Source organism: Facivitalis istanbulensis (genome assembly GCF_040560405.1).
GTDB lineage: Bacteria > Pseudomonadota > Alphaproteobacteria > Sphingomonadales > Sphingomonadaceae > Sphingomonas > Sphingomonas istanbulensis.
The window spans coordinates 116505-134323 of the sequence record NZ_JAVSCQ010000005.1; the positions used below are offsets into that span (position 1 = coordinate 116505).

At 66.7% G+C, this 17819-nt stretch carries 13 protein-coding genes; 7 read left to right on the forward strand and 6 right to left on the reverse strand.

What is annotated here, in order from left to right; genetic code table 11:
• Positions 1–11 precede the first annotated feature (11 nt).
• The 5 genes from RN629_RS05460 to RN629_RS05480 are packed head-to-tail and all read left to right on the forward strand — an operon-like array spanning position 12 to position 5033.
• Positions 12–827, forward strand: coding sequence for a 3-keto-disaccharide hydrolase (locus tag RN629_RS05460; protein ID WP_407034260.1), 816 nt, complete (start codon positions 12–14; stop codon positions 825–827).
• Positions 824–1399: a gluconate 2-dehydrogenase subunit 3 family protein gene (locus RN629_RS05465; protein WP_407034261.1), complete on the forward strand. Its 576-nt coding sequence runs from the start codon at positions 824–826 to the stop codon at positions 1397–1399. Before RN629_RS05460 ends, RN629_RS05465 begins: the two co-directional genes overlap by 4 nt.
• The gene (locus RN629_RS05470; RefSeq protein ID WP_407034262.1) at positions 1396–2238 is read left to right on the forward strand and encodes a sugar phosphate isomerase/epimerase family protein; all 843 of its coding nucleotides are present in this window, start codon (positions 1396–1398) and stop codon (positions 2236–2238) included. The genes RN629_RS05465 and RN629_RS05470 overlap by 4 nt, the downstream gene beginning before the upstream one ends.
• A gap of 31 nt (positions 2239–2269) precedes the next feature.
• A complete protein-coding gene (locus RN629_RS05475) occupies positions 2270–3952 on the forward strand; it encodes a GMC family oxidoreductase (RefSeq protein WP_407034263.1) in 1683 nt (560 codons plus the stop codon).
• Positions 3953–4010: 58 nt separating this feature from the next.
• On the forward strand, positions 4011–5033 hold the full coding sequence (locus RN629_RS05480) for a LacI family DNA-binding transcriptional regulator (protein WP_407034264.1): 1023 nt from the start codon (positions 4011–4013) through the stop codon (positions 5031–5033).
• Positions 5034–5099: 66 nt separating this feature from the next.
• Here RN629_RS05480 and RN629_RS05485 read toward each other — a convergent pair whose 3' ends face one another.
• Complete coding sequence (locus tag RN629_RS05485) at positions 5100–5525, reverse strand: organic hydroperoxide resistance protein (protein ID WP_407034265.1); 426 nt, start codon at positions 5523–5525, stop codon at positions 5100–5102.
• Between the two features lie 110 nt (positions 5526–5635).
• On the opposite strand from RN629_RS05485, the gene RN629_RS05490 reads away from it, so the two are divergent.
• Positions 5636–6091 carry a MarR family winged helix-turn-helix transcriptional regulator gene (locus RN629_RS05490; RefSeq protein ID WP_407034266.1) on the forward strand — a complete coding sequence of 152 codons (456 nt, stop codon included), beginning with the start codon at positions 5636–5638 and terminating at the stop codon, positions 6089–6091.
• A 91-nt stretch (positions 6092–6182) separates the two neighbouring features.
• Here the strand turns inward: RN629_RS05490 and RN629_RS05495 are convergent, their stop codons facing one another.
• From RN629_RS05495 to RN629_RS05515, 5 genes are read right to left on the reverse strand one after another with little or no spacing between them, the layout of a single operon-like run.
• Positions 6183–7628, reverse strand: coding sequence for a GH1 family beta-glucosidase (locus tag RN629_RS05495; RefSeq protein ID WP_407034267.1), 1446 nt, complete (start codon positions 7626–7628; stop codon positions 6183–6185).
• A 41-nt stretch (positions 7629–7669) separates the two neighbouring features.
• On the reverse strand, positions 7670–9475 hold the full coding sequence (locus RN629_RS05500) for a glycoside hydrolase family 9 protein (protein ID WP_407034268.1): 1806 nt from the start codon (positions 9473–9475) through the stop codon (positions 7670–7672).
• A complete protein-coding gene (locus RN629_RS05505) occupies positions 9472–11088 on the reverse strand; it encodes a tryptophan halogenase family protein (RefSeq protein WP_407034308.1) in 1617 nt (538 codons plus the stop codon). Before RN629_RS05505 ends, RN629_RS05500 begins: the two co-directional genes overlap by 4 nt.
• Positions 11088–12560 carry a tryptophan halogenase family protein gene (locus RN629_RS05510; RefSeq protein ID WP_407034309.1) on the reverse strand — a complete coding sequence of 491 codons (1473 nt, stop codon included), beginning with the start codon at positions 12558–12560 and terminating at the stop codon, positions 11088–11090. The genes RN629_RS05505 and RN629_RS05510 overlap by 1 nt, the downstream gene beginning before the upstream one ends.
• Positions 12560–14077 carry a tryptophan halogenase family protein gene (locus tag RN629_RS05515; protein WP_407034269.1) on the reverse strand — a complete coding sequence of 506 codons (1518 nt, stop codon included), beginning with the start codon at positions 14075–14077 and terminating at the stop codon, positions 12560–12562. Before RN629_RS05515 ends, RN629_RS05510 begins: the two co-directional genes overlap by 1 nt.
• A 257-nt stretch (positions 14078–14334) precedes the next feature.
• On the opposite strand from RN629_RS05515, the gene RN629_RS05520 reads away from it, so the two are divergent.
• A complete protein-coding gene (locus tag RN629_RS05520) occupies positions 14335–17703 on the forward strand; it encodes a TonB-dependent receptor (RefSeq protein WP_407034270.1) in 3369 nt (1122 codons plus the stop codon).
• Positions 17704–17819 lie beyond the last annotated feature (116 nt).

Here is a 17819-nt window from a genome sequence, read left to right on the forward strand (position 1 = left end):
GGAGGGGAGCGATGCGGATAATACCGTTGGTCGTGCTGATGATGGCGAGCGGCACCACCGCGCAGGACAAGCCGGGGCTGGGGTTTCGCGACACGCCGATGCTGCCCGGCGGGAAGTGGCATGTCCATGACCCGGACCGGCCCGCGCCGAAAGTGGTGACACCCGCCGCGCAGCCGGGTGGCGCGCCGTCCGACGCGGTGGTGCTGTTCGACGGCCGCTCGATGGATGCCTGGACCGCGAGTGGCAAGCCATGGCTGCTCAAGGCCGGGGTGATGACCGTGCCGCCGCGCGACGGCAAGGCGGAGAGCGTGCTGGTCAGCAAGCAGAGCTTCGGCGATGTCCAGCTTCACCTCGAATTCCGCTCGCCCAACCCGCCGCAGAAAGCGTCGCAGGATCGCGGCAATAGCGGCATCTGGTTCATGCAGCGTTACGAGGTGCAGATCCTCGACGGCTATGGCAACCCGACCTATGCCGACGGCACGGTGGGCGCGGTCTATGCGTGGAAGCCGCCGCTGGTGAACGCCTCGCGCAAGCCGGGTGAGTGGCAGAGCTATGACATCGTCTTCGAACGGCCGCGCTTCGCAGCCGACGGCAGGCTGCTGCGCCCCGCCTATGTCACCGCGCTGCTGAACGGCGTGGTGGTGCAGAACCATCAGGCGATGCTGGGCACCACCGTCTGGCGGCAGGTCGCGACATATCAGGCGCATGGCGATGCCGCGCCGATCCAGCTTCAGGATCACGATTCGCCCGTTTCGTTCCGCAATATCTGGGTCCGCCCGCTGCCGCCCGAGGCGATCGCGCAGGACCTGCCGGAGGATGTTCGATGATCGACCGTCGATACGCGTTGGCGGGGATGACCGCCATGTTCGGTTCCGCGCTGTTCGCGCCCATCGCGCGCGCGGCGGGGGCGGTGGAACAGTCGCGCGGCAGCATTCCGGTCATCTCCGATGGGCCGCCCAGCGTCGCGGTCTTCACCCCGACGCAGCGCGCGACGATGACCGCGCTGGCCGAGCGGGTGCTGCCCACCACCGACACGCCGGGCGCGATCGCGGCGGGAGTGCCGGAATTCATCGAGAAGATGCTCGCCGACTGGTCGCTTCCCGCCGACCGGGTGCCGATCGTCAACGGGCTGAACGCGATCGAGGCGCGCAGCCAGAGCGTCCACCGCATCCCCGCCGCCAAGGCGACGGCGGCGCAGCAGGATCTGCTGTTGACCGAGGCGATGGAAGGCGTGCTGCCCGAGGGCCGGGCGTTCTTCGAGCCGTTCCGGCAACTGGTCATCACCGGCTATTACACATCGGAGATCGGCATCACGCAGGAGCGCGAATATCTGCCCGTCCCCGGCGAGTATAACGGCGCTTTCCCCTATTCCCAGGTCAACAAGGTCTATTCAGCATGATCGATCGTCGTTCCTTTGTCGGTGCCGGGCTGGGTCTTGGCGCTACCGTGCTGACCGGACTGGGGGCGGGGGCCGCGCAGGCCGCGCGACTGGGGCCGATCGGGTTGCAGCTCTATACGATCCGCGACCTGTTCTCGGCCGATCCCGTCAAGACGCTCGAGGCGGTGGCCAGGATCGGCTATCGCGAGATCGAATATGGCGGCGGCGGCTATGAGTCGATGGACCATGCCATGCTCCGCCGGACGCAGGACCGGCTGGGGCTGAAGGCGCCGTCGGTGCATATCGGCTATGAGAGCCTGCGCGACCGCTTCGAGCCGTCGGTGGCCATGGCCAGGACGTTGGGCGCGGACACCGTCGTCCTGCCGTACATGACCGACGAGCATCGGACCGAGGCGGGCTGGAACGCCGCGCTGCCCAACATCAACCGTTTCGGTGCGCAGTTGAAGAAGGCGGGGCTGGGCTTTGCCTATCACAATCACGATTTCGAGTTCACGACCAGGCCCGGCGGCATCAGCCTGTATGACCGGCTGCTCCAGGCGACCGACCCGCGGCTCGTGAAGATCGAACTCGATCTCTATTGGGCGATCCATGCGGGGCAGGACGCGGCGGCGCTGATCCGGCGGCTGGCGGGGCGCATCTATGCCTATCACGTCAAGGATGCGCGCGCGGACGGCAGCATGGCGGCGGTCGGTGCGGGCACGATCGATTTCGGCGCGCTCTTCACGCTCAACGCGGTGGCGGGGGTGAAGCATTTCTATGTCGAGAACGACCGGGCGCCCGCGCCCTATCTGCCCGACATCACGACCAGCTACCGGACGCTGCGGGCTCTGCGCTTCTGATACGACAAGAACGATATAAGGGAGGATGGCCATGGCGGCGACGGACCGTTTCGACGCGATCGTGATCGGGTCGGGCATCAGCGGCGGGTTCGCCGCCAAGGAACTGACCGAAAAGGGCCTGCGCGTCCTGATGCTCGACCGGGGCATCATGGTCGAACATGGCGAGGGCTATCCCTATGACGGCAAGCCGCCGTTCGAGGTGCCCGCGCGCAACATCATGCCCAAGCCACTGCTCGACAGCGATTATTTCATCGCCCGGCACGGCTATGTCGCGCCCAGCAACCAGAAATTCTACAATGACGACCGGCTGAACCCCTATGCCTATGACGAGGGGAGCAAATTCTACTGGATCCGGCCTGCGGCGGTGGGCGGCAAGTCTCTGATCTGGGGGCGGTGGTCGTTCCGCTGGAGCCCCGATGATTTCGAGGCGAACAGGCGCGAGGGCGTCGCCGCCGACTGGCCGATCCGGTATGACGACGTCGCGCCCTGGTACGGCTATGTCGAGAAATATATCGGCGTCTCGGGCTCGCGCGAGAACCTGCCCTATCTGCCCGATAGCGAGTTTCAGCCGCCCATTCCGATGAACGTGGCGGAGAAATGGTTGAAGGAACGGCTGGAAAGCCAGTTTCCGGGCCGCAAGCTGATCAACACGCGCCTGTCCAACATGACCGAGGACAAGCCCGACCAGAACCGCACCAAATGCCAGTTCCGCAACCAATGCGGCAATGGCTGTTCCTTCGGGGCCTATTTTTCGACCCAGGCGGTAACCTTGCCCGCCGCGCGCGCGACCGGGCGGTTGACGCTCCAGTCGGATGCGGTGGTGACGGGGATCGAGTATGACGCGGCGAAGAAGCGCGTCACCGGCGTGCGCTATATCGATGCCAAAACGGGGCAGGCGATGCAGGCGAGCGCCAATCTGGTCTTTGTCTGCGCTTCGGCCATGGCGTCGGTGCAGATCCTGATGAATTCGCGCGCGCCCGGATCGGACCGCAGCCATTTCGACAGCAGCGGGACGCTGGGCCGCTATGTCATGGACCATATCTTCCGGGTCAGTGTGTCGGGCGATATTCCGGGCATGGAGGACCTGATCGAATATGGCCGCCGTCCGGGCGGGGTCTATGTCCCGCGCTTCCGCAATCTGAAGGGCGATGAAGGCCTCGGCTTCCGGCGCGGCTATGGCTATCAGGGATCGGCCTTCCGCGTCGCGGCAAAGCCGGTCGGCTTCGGGGCAGAGATGAAGCATGGGATGCGCCGCTATGGCCCGTGGCAGTTCGGCATGGGCGCGTTCGGCGAATGCCTGCCCTATGAGGACAATCGCGTCTCGCTGCATCCGGACAAGGTCGATCGCTTCGGCGTGCCGTTGATGAAGTTCGACGTCACCTTCCGCGACAATGAGCTGAAGATGATGGCCGACGCCCGGCGCGAGGGGGAGGCGATGCTGCGCGCGGCGGGGCTGAAGAACGTCACCAGCGGCGAGCAGGAGCATGTGCCCGGCGACGCGATCCACGAAATGGGCGGCGCGCGCATGGGCGCGGACCCGCGCACTTCGGTCCTGAACAAATGGAGCCAGGCGCATGACGCGTCCAACCTGTTCGTCACCGACGGCGCGCAGATGGCATCGGTGTCCTGCGTGAACCCCTCCTTGACCTTCATGGCGCTGACCGCGCGGGCGGTCGACCATGCGGTGAAGGGGATGAAGGCGGGCGCGGTCTGACACGCGGGCCTATGGGGGATGGCCGGTGACGGAAAAGCCCGTTACCGGATTGTCCCCTATGACGATCCGTAAACCCGCAGGCGTCACCATCCGCGCGGTCGGCGCCCGCGCGGGCGTGTCGGCGATGACCGTGTCCAACGTCATCAACGGCGCGGGGCGGGTCGGCCCCGCGACCCGCGCGGCGGTGCTTTCGGCGATCGAGGAACTGGGCTATGTCCCCAATGTCGCCGCGCGGCGGCTGGCCAAGGCGCGTGCGACCACGCTGGGGCTGGTCTATAGCGACCGGGGCACGCCGTTCATCGACTCCGTCCTGCTGGGGGCCTTGCGCGCGACCAATGCGCGCGGGTTGCAGTTCATCGCACAGGCCGAGGAAGAACTGACGCCCGAGGATGCGGCGGCGGCGGTGCGCACGCTGGTGCGCAAGGGCGCGGCCGGGGTGCTGCTGGTCCCGCCCTTTGCCGAACTGCTCAGCGGATCGGGCCTGTTCGCCGAACTGGGCGTGGCGGCGGCGGCCATCGCGACGGGGCGGCCCATGCCCGACATCGCAACCGTACGGATCGACAATCGCGCGGCGACGGCCGCGATGACCGCGCATGTGGCGGGGCAGGGGCATCGGCGGATCGGCTTTGTCGCCGGGCCGGAGCATTTTTCGGTGACCGATCCGCGGCTGGCGGGTTTTCGCGACGGTCTGGCGGCGAGCGGATTGCCCGACGATCCCGCGCTGATCGTGCGCGGCCCGTTCGATCCCGTCGGCGGCGAGGTGGCGGCGCGGGTGCTGCTGACCCTGCCCGACCGGCCGAGCGCGATCCTGTGCAGCAGCGACGACATGGCCGCCGGGCTGATCGGAGAGGCGCACCGCATGGGGCTTCGGCTGCCCCAGGATCTTGCGGTGACGGGATTTGACGACACCGCGATCGCCGCGCGGCTGTGGCCGCCGCTGACCGTCATCCGCCAGCCTGTCGGCGACATGGCCTTTCGCGCGGTCGAGCAGTTGCTCGCCGCGCTGCGATCGCCCGCGATCGAGGATCTGGTGGTCGCGCATGACCTGGTCGTGCGCGACTCGGTGCGGCCTTTTCGCTAGCGCCGGGGGCGAAGCGGCCCGCGATCGGGGCGATCGGACGGGATGCCCGGCGTCAGGCTCCCGGCATCAGGCGACCGTCAGGCCGACATCGACATTGCCGCGCGTGGCGTTGGAATAGGGACAGATCTGGTGCGCGGTTTCGACCAGCTTTTCGGCCTGGTCGCGTGCGATACCCGGCAGTTCGACGATCAGGTCGGCGGTGATGCCAAAGCCGCCTTCCGTGCGCGGGCCGATGCCGACCTTGGCCGATACCGCGACATCGTCGGGGATCTTCACCTTCAACTGCTGTCCGGCGGCCTTGAGCGCGCCGATGAAGCAAGCCGAATAGCCCGCCGCGAAGAGTTGCTCCGGATTGGTGCCGGGGCCGCCTGCGCCGCCCAGTTCCTTTGGGGTCGACAGATTGAGGTCGAGCCGGCCGTCGGCCGTCGCGGCATGGCCTTCGCGGCCGCCGGTCACTCGCGCCTGGGTCTCGTATTTCACATCGATCGCCATTTCTGATCTCCGATAATATTTGTCGCGATAAATATATGTGAGGAGCATTCGGCCTTGTCCAGTCCAAATTCTATCGCGATAGATATTTTTCACCCGATGGGAGATTGCGGATGCCGGCCCCCTGGCCGCTCGACGACCAGCTATGCTTCGCGTTCTACACCGCGAACATGGCGATCCAGCGCACCTACAAGCCGCTGCTCGATCAATTGGGGCTGACCTATCCCCAATATCTCGCGCTGCATGTGCTGTGGGAGGAGGATCGGCGGACGATCGGCACGATCGCCCGGCGGCTGGCGCTGGAATCCAGCACCGTGACACCGCTGGTCAAGCGGCTGGAGAGCGGCGGGCTGGTGGTGCGCGAACGCGATCCGCAGGACGAGCGGCAGGTGCGCGTCCGCCTGACTCCGGCGGGATGGGATCTGCGCGAACGCTGCAGTTGCATCGGCGAGGAACTGGTCGCCCGGTCGGGCATGACGCTGGAGACCCTGAGTGAGCTTCAGGGCAAGGTCCGGGCGTTTCGCCTGGCGCTGGAGCGATCGGACGGCGACGCAGAGCGGACCGGCTGACCCCGCAGGACGACCGCGCAGGACCACCGGCCATGACAAACCCCGCCGATCCAGAGACCGGCGGGGTTTTCGTTGGCGCGTCCTCAGGCGATCAGACCAGCGCGTTGCGCCGGATCAGTTCCTTATACCACAGCGCGCTCAGCTTGGGCGTGCGCTTCTGGGTCGCGAAATCGACATAATGGATGCCGAAGCGCTTGGTATAGCCGTCGGCCCATTCGAAATTGTCCATCAGGCTCCACAGGAAATAGCCCTTGAGCGGATAGCCTTCGGCCGCCGCGCGGCGGAACTGGCCCAGATAGTTGCGCAGATACATGATCCGGTCGGAGTCATCGACCAGGCCCGAGGCGTTGAGCGTGTCGTCCGCCGAGGTGCCGTTCTCGGAGATGTAGATCGCCTTGGGCTTCCACAACTCGCTGACCGCGCGCACCCCCCAATAGGCCGCTTCGGGGCCGACATAGAGCCAGGGCGAAGCCATGCGCGGCGACTGCGGCAGATGCGGCAGCGTGGCATAGCCGCGCGGATCGTTCGCATCGGCCTTCACGAAGGTCGGCGTGTAGATGTTGAGCGCGACGAAATCGAGCGGGCTGCCGATCGCGGCCATGTCGCCCGCCTGCACCTTGGGCGCATCCGCCCCGGCCGAGGCGAGGTAGCTGTCGATATAGCGGCCTTCCATGACCGCGGTCAGGAACATCGCATTGTCCTCGCGCATCGCCTTCTTGGTCGCCGCGATGTGCTCGGGCGTCTCGATCGCGGGAACATAGATATTGGCGTTGTCGGCGATGCCCACCTCGGTCCCGGCCTTGGCATGGGCGCGGATCGCCTGGACGCCCAGGCCATGCGCCAGCACGCCATGGTGGCGGACCTGGTTCACCTGGGCGGGGGGCAGCTTCAGGCCCGGGGCGTGCGTCCCGACCATATGGCCGAGGTCGGTGAAGCAGCGCAGTTCGTTGACCGTCATGAAGCGGTGGACGCGGTCGGACAGCTTGCCCGCCATGAAGCCCGCATAGTCGGCGAACGCCTTGGCCGTGTCGCGATTCTGCCAGCCGCCGGGCAGCGCCTGCGGCAGGTCCCAGTGGAACATGGTGACGTTGGGCTGGATCCCCGCGTCGAGCAGCGCGTCGATCACACGGTTATAGTAATCGATGCCCTTCGGGTTGGGCTTGCCGCGCCCCTCGGGGAAGATCCGCGACCAGGCAAGCGACAGGCGATAGGCCTTGACCCCCAGATTGCGGAGCAGGCCGATATCCTCCCTGTAGCGGTGATAGCTGTCGCAGGCGATGTCGCCGGTGTCGCCGTTGGCGACCTTGCCGGGCGTGTGCGAGAACACGTCCCAGTTGGTCTGGCCGCGCCCGTCTTCCTTCACCGCGCCCTCGATCTGGTAGGAGGCGGTAGCGCAACCCCAGAGGAAATCCTTGGGAAAGCTCTGGTCCAGCGGCGTCTGCGCGGCGGTCTGCGCCGCGGCCAGCGTGCCGCCGCCGGTGGCGAGCGCGGCACCGCCCACCGCCATGCCATGCTTCATGAAATTACGACGATCCATATTCGGTTACCCCTCCAGACGATATGCTTATGAAACGGAAATCAGGGTTGCGGCTCGGCCAGCGCGCTGGCCAGCCAGACCAGGGGCGCGTTCCAGTTGATCGCGACCTCGTTATGCGCATAGGCGCGGATATCGTCGATCCAGCAGCGTTGCGGCGCGCACCGCCCCTTCAGCGGCAGCGAGGCGCTTTCGGGAAAGACCAGATTGTTCGCCCCGCCCGACAGCACGCCCGGCGGCGGGCCTGGATAGCGTGAGTCCATCGGATGCGCCCAGAACCGATGATGCGGGTTGCGCAGCGGTTTCCATCCGAACCCGCTGACATAGCTCTGGTCCAGCGGGTTGCGGCCGAGAACATAGTCCATCGCGTCGACGGCGGCATCGCGATATCGCGCCTGGCCGCTAAAGCGTGCCGCAAGCGACAGGATCATGCCGCGATTGAGCAGGTTGCTGTTCGAGCCCCAGGGATAATGGCCGCCGGCATAGGGCAGGTGATAGCCCGACTGTGCCTCTTCGGCGACGAAGCGGTCGGCGAGCGCCACCAGCTTGGCGCGCGCGGCAGCGCGGTCGGCGGGCATCACCCCGGTCGCGGTCGCCAGCGTGATCGTGCCCAGCGTGGCCACGCTGCCCCAGCTCGGCTCGCCCGCCAGCGGCGCGGCGTGGAGGGGCATCCGGTGCAGCGCCTCGGCCAGTTCGGGGTTGCCCGTCGCCGCGAACAGTTCGGCGGTCGCCCAGTATAGTTCGTCCGACAGATCGCCGTCGCCATAGCCACCGCTGCCGGTAAAGCCCTGTGCGGCATAGACGGCCGGATTGCGCCGTGCCGCGCGATACGCCCTGTCCGCCGCCGTCAGGCAGCGATCGGCAAAGCCGTTGTCGATCCCGCGCCAGATGCGCGCGCATTGCGCGGCAGTCGCCGCCAGGTTCAGCGTCGCGGCGGTGCTGGGCGGATAGAGCAGCCGATCCTCGCGATCCTCGGCGGGCGCGGTCGGAATTCTGGTCCAGTGGCGATCGGCCACCTTGTGATGCGCCATGCCGCTCGCATCGACCATCGACAGGGTCAGCGCGCCATGCCCCTTCTGCCCCACGGGCAGCGCCAGCCGCTGGCCATCGGGCACCTGCATCGCCAGCAGGAAGCGCATTTCCCAGCGCGTCTCGTCAAGCAGATCGTCGATCCGGTTCCCCGCCTCGGGCAGCGCGGCGCTGCCATCGGGGAAGGGGGGGCTGGCGGCGTTCACTTCGTAGAGATTCTGGAGCGTCCACAGCGCGATGCCGCCATTGACGACATATTTGCCGTGGTCGCCCGCGTCATACCAGCCGCCGGTGACGTCGAGGCTGTAGGAACAGCCGGGCCAGTCGGTGCCGGACAGGTCGACGCCCTTGAAACAGGTCGCGACCTCCTGCGGATGGCCTGCTGCGCGCGCCCATGTCGCGCCGCCGGCATAGGCCGCCTCGATCGCGATCCCGGCGCGCTGCTGGTAGAAGAAATTGAGCGCGGCGCGGGCGAGTGGGCGATAGACGTCGCGCGCGATGACGAAGGGGTGTCCCTGCCGACCCGCAACGTCCAGCCGATAGGTGCCGGGGGCCGCGACCCGGGTGAAATCGACCTGATGCACCGTGTCGCCCGAGGCGGCGTCGTCGCCGAACACGGTCGTCCGCCCCTTCGCCACCGGCTTGCCAGTGCTGTCGAGCAGTCGCCAGGGCAGCGGCGTCTTGGCGGCATCGGCGACGATCGCGCGCTTGGCCGTGTCGGGGCGAAACCCGATCTGGTTCATATGCGGCCCCGGCGCATCGGTCGCGCCGACGAGCAGCCATGCCAGCAGTGCGCAGGCCAGGTGCACCGGACGGCTCAAAAGGGCGATCCCGACGACGGAGCGGCGGCGGACCGGGCCCGGGCAAAGTCAAAATGTGCCTCGCCTGCCATGGCCGTCATGGCCGGGGCGAGCGGAGAGGGGGCGGCCATGCGCAGGAAATCGCCATGGCTGGGCAATTGCTCGGCCGTGTCGATATAGCCCGCGCGGATCTGGGTCATCGCTTGCGCCACCAGTTCTTCGTCCAGCGCGTCGGCGGCCGGTTCCCAGCGTTCCGGTACGATCCCCTGACCCAGGCAGACGGCGACCCAGCTGGGGGTGCTGAACAGATCATAGCCTTCGCGAAACAGCCGGCCCTTGCCCTGCCACAGCGCCAGCTTGCGCTCCAGGCTGTCGGGGATGGCCATGGTGCGCACCTGGTTCCAGAAGGGCGTGTCGTCGCGCCGCGTCGCCTTATAGTGCAGGATGATGAAGTCGCGCACATCCTCGTACAGGTCGCGCATCTGGCGATTGAACTCGGCGCGTTCTGCGGGATCGAAGCGCGTGTCGGGGAACAGCGCGATCAGCCGCTGGATCGCGGCCTGGACCAGATGGATGCTGGTCGATTCCAACGGTTCGAGAAAGCCGCTCGACAGGCCCAGCGCCACGACGTTGCGGTTCCAGCTTTCGCGCCGCCGCCCGGCGGTGAAGCGCAGGCGCCGTGGGTCGCCCAGCAATTCCCCCTCCAGATGGCTGAGCAACTGCGCCTCGGCCGCCTCGTCGTCGAGGAACGCGCTGCCATACACCAGCCCGTTCCCCATGCGATGCTGCAACGGGATGCGCCATTGCCACCCGGCCTCGCGCGCGGTCGCGCGGGTGAAGGGATCGGGCTCGCGCGGGTCGGGCAGGGCGCAGGGTGCGGCCACCGCCCGGTCGCAGGGCAGCCAATGGGCGTAGCTTTCATAGCCCGTCTCCAGCGCCTCCTCGATCAGCAGCCCGCGAAAGCCCGAGCAGTCGATGAACAGATCGCCCTCGATCCGGCGGCCATCGGCCAGCGTCACCGCCTCGACATAGCCGTCCTGCGCGCGCAGATCGACCGCGTCGATCCGCCCCTCGATCCGGGTCACCCCGCCGCGTTCGGCATAGCCGCGCAGATAGCGGGCATAGAGCGAGGCGTCGAAGTGGAAGGCGTAGAACAGCTCGCGGATCGGCGAGCGGGCATCGGCCTTGGCCCGGCCGAACCGGCCGCCGCGCGCCGCGACTGCGCTCATCGACCAGTCGGTGATCGCCGGGATCGCCCGCCGGCCGCGTTCGCGCAGCCAGAGCTGGTGGAAATGCACGCCCTGAAGATCCTGCCCGAGCTGACCGAACGGGTGGATGTAGCGCTCGCCCTTCTGCCCCCAGTCGAAGAACTCGATGCCCAGCTTGAACGTCCCCGCCGTGGCGGCGAGGAATTCGTTCTCGTCCAGCCCCAGCATCTGGTTGAAGCTGCGGATGGGCGGGATCGTCGCCTCGCCCACGCCGATCGTGCCGATCTCCTCGGACTCGACCAGCGTGATCCGGGTATAGCCGTTGTTGAGCAGCCGCGCGAAGGCGGCGGCGGCCATCCACCCGGCGGTGCCGCCGCCGACGATGACGACGCGGCGGATCGAATGGTCATGGACCGGCGGCGGCATCATCGGTCGAGGCGCCGCATCTGGGCCGCGCGCCATTCGGCATGGGCGGGCGCGGTGGCCAGCGCGGCCTCAATCGCCTCGTCCAGCCGGGTCATCGCCGCGCCAACCTGCTCCAGCGGTACGGTTTCGGCGAGCGGATCGGTCCGGCGTGGCCGATAGCCCTGGCCGAGCAGCACCGCGGCCCAGCTGTCGCGCGTGAACGTTTCTTCCTCATAAAAGGGCAGGCGGCCACGCTCGGCGAACTGCGCCAGCGAGTGTGCCAGGCTAGGGGGCGGGGGGACCAGTCGCACCGCGTGCCACATCGGCTCGTCGCGCCGCGCGGTGCGGTAGTGCATGGCCAGGAAATCGCGCACCCGCTCCGCCTCGGCCACGCACTGGCGGTTGAAATCGGCGCGTTCGACCGAGGCCATGTCGCGATCGGGCAGCATCGTGACCAGCCGGTCGATCGCGCTGAGCGCCAGATGCAGGTTGCACCATTCGAGCGGCTCGACCTCCGTCGCGGCGTCGCCGATCGCGATGCAATTGCCCATCCACGGCTCTGGCCGGGTGCCCGCCCGCACCGGGATCGGCCGCTCCGGCGAGGTGCCCAGCCCGGCGAGCATCGCGGCGGCCCGGTCGTCGTCCAGATGCGCGGCGGCATAGACCAGCCCCATCTGCATACCGCTCGACCAGCCCCAACCGGCGGCATGCGCCTCGACCGGGGTCAGCACGGGCGGATTGGCGGGCTGGTCGCGGGTCGCCAGCATGACCCGGTCGCAGGGGAGCGAGGGGCTCCAATCCTCCCGCGCCTCGTCCAGCACGCCGCGCAGCATCGCGGCCGGGCCGGTGGCGTCCAGATAGAGGTCGGCCGCCAGCGTCTCACCCTCGCCGAGCGTTACCGAGGTCAGGAATCCGCGCGCGTCACGGGCGACCAGCCCGATGGTCCCGACCACCTCCCGCACCCCGACATGCCGCGCGAAGGCGCGCATCATCGCGGTGTGGCGCGCGATGTCCAGCGTCAGGCCATATTCGTGCGCGGCCAGAATGCCGCCGGGCGCCGGCGGCACGAAACGGCCCGCGCGCGCCATGCGCGCGGCCGGGGCATAAGCATCGAACGGGCCGGCCACCCCCTTTTGCACCGCGCGGATCCAGTGCAGGTAAAAGGCCGCTGGCCCGATCGGCTGGCCATAAGGGCCATAGGCATGGACATAGTCCGGCAGATCCTCCGCCCAGCCCGAAAAGCGTGTGCCCAGCCGATAACCCGCCCCCGCGCGGGTGATCCCGTCATCCTCCCCAAGCCCCAGATCAGCCTGAAATCCGGGCAATGACGGCAGGGTGCAGGCGATCCGGTCGGCCAGCGCATCGGGCGCGCCCGGCGTTGCGAGCAGCGTCACGTCCAGGAACGGCGCGCGCCGCTTCAACGCGGCGGCGGCGCACCACGCGGTCAGCCCGGATCCGGCGACCAGGATGCTCCGAAGCGCGGTTTCGCGCATCACGCGGCCTCGTCCATCGGGCAGTAGCGATCGAGAAAGGCGCGGTGATCGGGGCGGCCGTCGACGTCGCGCGCGATGTCCGCGCGGAGTGTCGCGACGGCGCGCATCAATTCGGGGCTGCCCACCGCATCGGCGCGCGGGTCCCAACCCTGCGGCACGACGCCCTGGCCGAGATAGACCGCGATCCAGCTGGCATCCAGGAAGACGCCTTCCCGGTATTTCACCACCCGCGCGCGGCGGCGCCAGAGATCCATCTTCTCGGCCAGGCTGTCGGGAATGGGCATGGTGCGGACATAGTCCCAGAAGGGCGAGTCCGACCGCGTCGTTGCATGATAATGGAGGATCAGGAAATCGCGGATACGGTCATATTCCAGATCGATGATCCGGTTGAACTCGTCGCGATCGCTGCTGCTGTCGTCGCTATCCCTGCCCGGGAACAGCTCGATCAATGCGGTGATCGCCTGCTGCACCAGATAGATGCTTGTCGATTCCAGCGGTTCCAGAAAACCGCTGGCCAGCCCGATCGCGACGCAATTGCCGATCCAGCAGCGCCGCCGCCGTCCGGCCTTGAAGCGCAGGGGGCGCGGCGCGGCGAGCGGGTCGCCCTCGATCGCCTGTTCCAGCGTGCGTGCGGCATCCTCGTCGCTGATGAAGGCGCTGGCATAGACATAGCCATTGCCGGTGCGATGCTGGAGCGGGATACGCCAGCGCCATCCGGCGGGCATGGCGATCGCGCTGGTATAAGGGCTGACGGCGGTGCGGGTGCGACACGGCATCGCGACCGCACGATCGGCGGGCAGCCAATGCGACCAGTCCTCGAACGGTTCCTCCAAAGTCTGGCCGAGGAGCAGCGCGCGAAAGCCGGAACAGTCGATGAACAGGTCGCCCTCGATCTCCTCGCCGCTGGCCAGCGTCACCGACCGGATCGTGCCGCGTTCGCCGTCGCGCGCGACATCGACCACCATGCCCTCGGTATGTACCGCTCCCATCGCTTCGGCGAGCGTGCGAAGATAGGGTGCGAAGAGTTGCGCGTCGAATTGATACGCATAACCGAAGGTCGAAGACAGCGCTCCACGATCCTGTTCGGGATGGGTAAATCGCCCCGCGCGCGCCAGGGTGCAGGCATAGGACAGCGCATCGAGCGGAGGCAGTTGCTGCCCTTCGTCCAGCAGGCGCGCGTAATAATGGTGGAAGTCGATCGCCCCCGATCCGCGTCCGAAGGTGCCGAAGGGATGGATATAGCTATCGCCGATCCGGCCCCAGTCGCGAAACTCGATCCCCAGTTTGAAGGTCGCGCGGGTGCGCGCCATGAACTCGGCTTCCGGGATGCCAAGCCGTTCGTTGAAGGCACGAATATGGGGCAGGGTGGCTTCACCCACGCCGACGATGCCGATGGCCTCGGATTCGATCAGCCGAACGGTGCATTGTCCCGGGAGCAGGCGGGTCAGCGCGGCCGCGGTCATCCAACCCGCCGTTCCGCCGCCCACGATCACCACCCGCACCCTGTCGCGTGTCACCGGTCATCCCCTCCCATGGCATGGTGAAGCCCATGCCTTTTCCCGTCCATGCCGTTTCGGCGCCCGCGCTGCAATCCATCACCTCGCGCGATGCGTTGCAGGAATGTGACACCTTGTACCGGATCGGACTTTATTTTTGACAGCATCTTGCCGGTGTCGTTCTGTTAGCGCAATCATGTTTGCGTGAATCGTGATGGAATTCGCGATCACAGCCACGAAGAGCACGCCGATAGGGGCGAGCCAAGGGGGGGATCATCATGACCAAGCGCTGCGGTGCGCCGCGTGTTACCAATGCCAATCACTTTCATGGGCTGTTGTTCGGGGCGTCCGCCACGGCGCTCTGCATTGCGTCGCTGACGATGCCCGCCATGGCGCGGGCGGCCGGACCCGTCGCCCAGACCGGATCGGACCAGTCCGCCGCCGCGGCGACCGGCGCGCAGGCGACCGAGGGCGACGATGTCGCGACCCGCGAAGTGGTGGTGACCGGCATTCGCCAGAGCCTGGCCAACGCCCAGTCGATCAAGCGCAATTCGGACACGGTCGTCGATGCGATCACCGCCAGCGATATCGGCGCGCTGCCCGACCGTTCGGTCACCGAAGCGCTGCAACGCGTTCCCGGCGTGTCGATCAGCCGCTTCGCCGCCGCCAACGACCCCGACCACTTCTCGGTCGAGGGCTCGGGCGTCGCGGTGCGCGGCCTGACCTTCGTGCGGTCCGAGTTCAATGGTCGCGACACCTTCTCGGCCGGTATCGGCGGACAGGCGATCAACTTCTCCGACGTGCCCGCCGAACTGCTCGGCTCGGTCGAGGTGTACAAGAACGCCACCGCCGAACTGATCGAGGGCGGCTTGGCCGGGACGGTCAACCTGAACACGCGCAAGCCGTTCGACAACAAGGGCTTTCATCTCGGTTTCACCGCCGAGGGCAATTATGGCGACTTCAAGAAGAAGTGGTCGCCCACGGGGTCGCTGCTGGTCAGCAACACCTGGGATACGGGCATCGGTCGTTTCGGCCTGCTCGGCAATGTCTCCTATTCGCGCGTCCGCAGCCGTGCGGACAGCGTGCAGGTCACCAATTTCCAGACCCGCGATAACATGCTCGCGCTGGCGGCGAATTCGACGACCGCGACCGTTTGCCGCAATCCGCTGCCGGGCACGGCGGACAGCATGACGCTTCCCGGCGCGGGATCGGCCTGCGGGACGAACGGAACCGCCGGTGCGGACGGCTTCCTTGATCCGGCGTCGCTGCGCTATGCACCGATCGGCGGGCAGTTCCGCAGTCAGGAATTCGACCGCAAGCGTGACGGCGTCGCGCTTGCGGGGCAGTGGCAGAGCACCGATGCGCGCACGGTGCTGACGGCGCAGTACCTGCGCACCCATACGATCAACGATACGTCGGAGCGGACGTTCGAGACCGCCCCCGATCTTGCTGAATACAGCACCTATCCGGTCGGGTGTCAGCCCAATGCGGACGGCGCGGGTGGAACGGTTCGGGCCTTGTGTCCGGTCGGCTCGACCAAGAACTATGTCTTCGACAATAGCGGGCTTTTCCAGTCGGGTTTCATCACCGCGCCCGGCACCGGCCGTCGCGCGGCGTGCAACAACCCCGACAACGCGCCGAATCCGGCAACCTGCTTCGTCCCCAGCGGCGGCACGCAGCAGTCGCTGGCGCGCGGCATGACGCGCGATGAGAATTCGGTCACCGATTTCGGCCTGAACCTGAAGACGGAGTTGAACGATCACTGGTCGGTCAATCTGGACGGCGATTACACGCGGGCGAAGAAAACCAGCACCGATCTGCGCGTGTTCGGCTCGACCTTCGCGGATTCGGAGCTGGATATTTCCGGCAATCTGCCGACCGTGATCCCGCACAAGCCGACCACGCTGATCTCGAACGGCGGCATTATCAACCCCGGCCTGGCGGGCCAGACCGACGCGCAATATTTCGCCAATCGCGACGTCCAGTTCTGGCGCGCGGCGATGGACCATCTCGAGGAGAGCCGGGGCCGCGAATATGCGTTCAAGGCCGATGTCGATTACAAGTTCGACGAAGGCAGCTTCTTCACCCATGCCAAGTTCGGCGCGCGCTATGCCGATCGCTCGTCGGAAGTGCGCTACACGACGTATAACTGGGGTGCGCTGTCCGAAGTCTGGTCGGGCAACAACCCGGTGTCCTTCGCCCAGGCACCGGGGCAGACCGAGTTCTACAGCTTCCCGAACTTCTTCCGGGGCGCGGTCAGCCCGCCACCGGGGGCATATTACTATACCGGGGACATGACCGGTGCCTATCAGCAGTCGGCCGCGTATCTCAAGTCGATCGGTCAGTTGTGGAAGACCGCCAATGGTTCGAGCGCCGGAACCTGGGCTCCGCTTGCCGAGCGGGGCGGCGTGGTGCCCGGTACGCCCTATCTGCCGTCCGAAATCCAGAATGTGTCGCAACAGGACAAGAACGCCTTTGCGCAAATCAGCTTTGCGACGCCGGGCAACCTGTTCGGCAATGTTCGGATGAGCGGTAATGTCGGCGTTCGCTATGTGCTGACCGACCTGACGTCGTCGGGATCGATCGGAGCGCCGACCACGCAACAGACGCAGACCGATGGCAGCTACGCCGTGCGGTGCCTGTCGAACACATCGGCGACGCCGACGGGCATCTGTCGTCTTGGTGAGACGGCCTACAACGCCATTCAGCAATTCTCGACCGGCATCACCGTGCCCGACACGGCGCGTCAGCAATATCATTACTGGCTGCCGAGCGCGAATTTGAAGTTCGGCCTGGGTCGTGACGTGGTGCTGCGCCTGGCTGCGTCGAAGGTGATGACGCGGCCGGATTTTGCGAACATCCGCAACTTCCTGCAACTGGGCTTCGACGCCAATGGCGGCCAGATCACGGCGACGGCGGGCAATCCCTATCTGAAGCCCGCCACCGCGTGGCAGTTCGACGCCACGGTCGAATGGTATTTCGCCCGCGTCGGCCAGCTCTCGTTCGACGTCTTCTACAAGTCGGTGAAGGACTTCTTCTACCAGTCGGTCACCAACCGCAATATCACCAGCAACGGCATTACCCAGTCGGTACTGGTGCGCGGCCCCGCAAATTACGAGGGCACAGGCAAGATCAAGGGCTTCGAAGCGGCGTATCAGCAGACGTTCGATTTCCTGCCGGGCCTGCTCAGCGGGCTCGGGGCGAGCGGCAGCTATACCTATATCGACAGCTCGGGCCTGCCCAATTCGTTCCTCAACGGCGGATCGCCCGCCAACACCTCGAACATCAAGCCGGGCAATATCCCGCTCGAGGGGCTGTCGAAGCACACGGTCAATGCTTCGGTATTCTACGAAAAGGGGCCGATTTCCTTGCGCGCGGCCTATAACTGGCGCTCGAAATATCTGCTGACCCCGGCCGACGTGATCTTCCCGTACACGTCCATCTATCAGGATGCGGGCGGGCAGCTCGACGCCTCGGCGTTCATCAACCTGAACAAATATCTGAAGATCGGCGTGCAGGGCGTGAATCTGGCCAATCAGGTCGTCAAGACCCAGCAGGCCTATATCAGCGGTTCGACCGCGACCGCGCCGCGCTCGTACATCGTCAACGACCGCCGCTTCTCGTTCGCGCTGCGCGGCACCTTCTGATGCCGTGCGCCGGCCGGCTCTTTCGGGGTCGGTCGGGACATGATCCAGGATCGCCCGTCTCCCTCTTTGGGAGGCGGGCGTTTTTCATCGCTGGAAGAATGCGATCTCTGCTCACC